This window comes from Pseudomonas fluorescens (assembly GCF_001648775.1).
In the GTDB taxonomy this organism is placed as follows: domain Bacteria; phylum Pseudomonadota; class Gammaproteobacteria; order Pseudomonadales; family Pseudomonadaceae; genus Aquipseudomonas; species Aquipseudomonas fluorescens_M.
The window spans coordinates 1-2,939 of the sequence record NZ_LVEJ01000051.1; the positions used below are offsets into that span (position 1 = coordinate 1).

Below are 2,939 nucleotides of genomic sequence, written 5' to 3' on the forward strand. Positions count from 1 at the left end.
GATGGTGATACCGCGAGCTTTTTCTTCTGGCGCGCTGTCGATCTTGTCGAAGTCAACGATTGCAGAACCGAAAACCTCGGAGCAAACGCGAGTCAGAGCAGCAGTCAGAGTGGTTTTACCGTGGTCAACGTGACCAATGGTCCCAACGTTGACGTGGGGCAGGGAACGATCAAATTTTTCCTTAGCCATCGATATCACCCTCAACAGAAGAAATTAGACAAACAATATCAACCATTAAAACAAAGGCAGATATTTTCATATCTGCCTTGTTATATGGAGCTCTTGAGCGGATTTGAACCGCTGACCTCACCCTTACCAAGGGTGTGCTCTACCAACTGAGCTACAAGAGCGAAACACTTTGCACAACCTGCAAACTTGGAGCGGGTAGCGGGAATCGAACCCGCATCATCAGCTTGGAAGGCTGAGGTTCTACCACTAAACTATACCCGCGGAGCCTGCAGCTCACGCTTAAATCTGGTGGAGGGAGAAGGATTCGAACCTTCGAAGTCGTAGACGTCAGATTTACAGTCTGATCCCTTTGGCCGCTCGGGAACCCCTCCTAATCAGGCCGGCATTCTATACTATGCCAAACCCCTGTCAAGCATTTTCTCATTTAAAAACCTGAGGTTAGCTGCGTTGACATCGCCTCACTTTGAATCCCTGTTTAGGTCTTCGCTGTGGAGCGGGCGCCATTCTATGCAAACTATTCCGCAGGTGCAACCCCCTCACACAGCATTATTTTATGTTTTAACTCATTGAATTCCTTGGAAAGGTTTTGCAACTGCTCGCTTCCCAGCAAACGCTGACTTTCAGGCGAAACCTGCAACCAGTAGCCCGCCTCTGGCGCATCTTTTTGCGAAGGTAAAACCTTGATTTCCATCTGCACAAGACGCTCATTGAGAGACTGCAATGACTCCGCCCGCGCAAACCCACCAATATAAAGACACCGCCCCCCTTCCGCACGCAACGCATCAGTCTTGGGGCGGGAAGGCCCAGCGCTCTCACTCAGCAAACGAATATCTTGTTGCGCCCCCCGATACAAACTGAGAGGAGTGACATCTTTGGCACGCAACGGGGCCTCCTGCTGGTGCCAGACGTAATAGAACACATTGAGAACAACAAGCAGCAGGAACAACCAACGCATACGAACCTCAGGAAAAAGGACATGCCATAGCCAAGCCGACAAACACCAGATCAGGAACAATGCGAGCTTCAGGAGCAACACCCGCAACCAACCCTGCATCACCACCCGTAATGAATACCGTAAAGTCCCGCCCCCAATAGGTTCGAGCCAATTCCAACTGAGTAAGCACAAACCCATTCAACATCAGAGAGCAGCCACGCTCTACTGCTTCGACTGTAGTGCGCCCCGGCGCCTGGCTGGCGAGTGCACGTTCGGCAGCCTGGTCGCCATAGCGAATTTTCCGAGTATGGGTACGCAGCTGATTTCGCATCAGAGGCATACCTGGACAAATGAAGCCACCGAGGTGCTCACCGTCTGCGGCAATAAAATCTGCGGTTACTGCCGTGCCAAAATCCAATACCAGACAAGCGCCCTTCGCCAAGTGAAATCCACCAAGCATTGCCAACCAGCGGTCGAGCCCTAGTCGCTCATATTCCTCGTAACCATTCCTGACACCAGACATTTCACGAGCCGACTGCGCACATATCACCGACACGCCGAACCGCCGCTCAAGCATCTCGGTCAAAGCCCCTGTTTCTTCGACAGTACGGACACTCACTAAACGGCAGCGGCTTAACGCAAGCCCATTCACACTTTCAAGCTTCTCAACCAACGCCTGATCCGAGTCGACCACCCCTTCGGCGATCAAAACTACGGCTTTCGCATTCAACACGCGCCATTTTATAAAGCTATTGCCGCAGTCGAGCTCAAGAATCATCACGCAACCTCAGACTAAGCTCACCGCCACTAAAAACCTTCTCCACGCCGCCAACCTTCAACCGCAGCGCCCCTTGACTGTCGATACCGAGCACATCGCCATCGATTTGATTGGCACCCGCGATCAACGCAACTGACCGACCTTGCCACAAATGGTTTTCTTCCCATTCAGCCTGAAGAACCGAGAAACCACCCATTTGGTGACGCTGTATGTAGGCATGTAACTGCTCATTCAGCTCCGCCACGAGAACGTTGCGATCACAGCTTTTACCTGACTCCAACCGTATGGAAGTCCACTTTTGATCAACCTCCTCAGCAATCTGCATATTCACATTAATGCCAATACCCAGTACAACGTGACAAACATCTGCAGGATCTCCGACGAGCTCCAACAAAATACCCGCGATTTTCTTGCTACCAACGAGCACATCGTTGGGCCACTTCAATCCGGCGCCGGCCACTCCCGATTTGCGCAGGGCCTGCATGACCGCCAGACCGACGACCAGACTCAACCCTTCAAGCTGGCGCATGCCACCATCGATTCGAAGGACCAGGCTGTAATACAAATTTTCAGCAAACGGGCTCACCCATTTACGGCCCCGGCGTCCCCGACCAGAAACCTGCCGCTCTGCAACCACCACAAATGGCGCTGCTTGACCTTGGCCAACGGCGCGCAATGCCTGTGCATTCGTGGAGTCAATAGAGTCAAAGACTGTTACCGGCCATTTGGGGCCTACGTCTTCTATTTTAAGAGGATCCAGTAACATCAAGGGCGCGGCCAATTGGTAGCCTCGCCCCCGAACCTTATGGATAGACAGCCCCAGCTCAGCTTCAAGATGCTGAAGCTGCTTCCATACCGCGCTTCGACTAATACCCAGGGCCAGGCCCAGATCCTGACCAGAATGGAATCGCCCATCTTTCAGAAGGTTCAACAACGTCAGCATGCAGGTCTCGCCTCACAATGAGGCCCGAATAATATCCATGACCCGGGCTGTTGCATAGAAATCAAGCAGACGCATTTCCTGCGGGCAAAACAAAA

The 2,939-nt window shown here is 52.4% G+C and carries 4 protein-coding genes and 3 tRNA genes; all 7 read right to left on the reverse strand.

Annotated features, from left to right (window positions below):
- The coding region (locus tag A8O26_RS29100; protein WP_253757077.1) for a GTP-binding protein at positions 1–189 on the reverse strand (189 nt) is incomplete at its 3' end.
- An 85-nt stretch (positions 190–274) separates the two neighbouring features.
- Positions 275–350, reverse strand: a tRNA-Thr gene (locus tag A8O26_RS29105).
- A 26-nt stretch (positions 351–376) separates the two neighbouring features.
- A tRNA-Gly gene (locus tag A8O26_RS29110) sits at positions 377–450 on the reverse strand.
- Positions 451–475: 25 nt separating this feature from the next.
- Positions 476–560: transfer RNA gene (locus A8O26_RS29115), tRNA-Tyr, on the reverse strand.
- 143 nt (positions 561–703) lie between these two features.
- A complete protein-coding gene (locus A8O26_RS29120; protein WP_064121021.1) occupies positions 704–1,144 on the reverse strand; it encodes a hypothetical protein in 441 nt (146 codons plus the stop codon).
- Between the two features lie 7 nt (positions 1,145–1,151).
- On the reverse strand, positions 1,152–1,901 hold the full coding sequence (locus tag A8O26_RS29125; RefSeq protein WP_064121022.1) for a pantothenate kinase: 750 nt from the start codon (positions 1,899–1,901) through the stop codon (positions 1,152–1,154).
- The gene (gene birA / locus A8O26_RS29130) at positions 1,891–2,844 is read right to left on the reverse strand and encodes a bifunctional biotin--[acetyl-CoA-carboxylase] ligase/biotin operon repressor BirA (RefSeq protein ID WP_064121023.1); all 954 of its coding nucleotides are present in this window, start codon (positions 2,842–2,844) and stop codon (positions 1,891–1,893) included. Before birA ends, A8O26_RS29125 begins: the two co-directional genes overlap by 11 nt.
- Positions 2,845–2,939 lie beyond the last annotated feature (95 nt).

Bases quoted from the DNA above. Each gene is read 5' to 3' on its own strand.
- A8O26_RS29120 (WP_064121021.1), bottom strand. From the start codon at position 1,144: ATGCGTTGGTTGTTCCTGCTGCTTGTTGTTCTCAATGTGTTCTATTAC.
- A8O26_RS29125 (WP_064121022.1), bottom strand. From the start codon at position 1,901: ATGATTCTTGAGCTCGACTGCGGCAATAGCTTTATAAAATGGCGCGTG.
- birA (WP_064121023.1), bottom strand. From the start codon at position 2,844: ATGCTGACGTTGTTGAACCTTCTGAAAGATGGGCGATTCCATTCTGGT.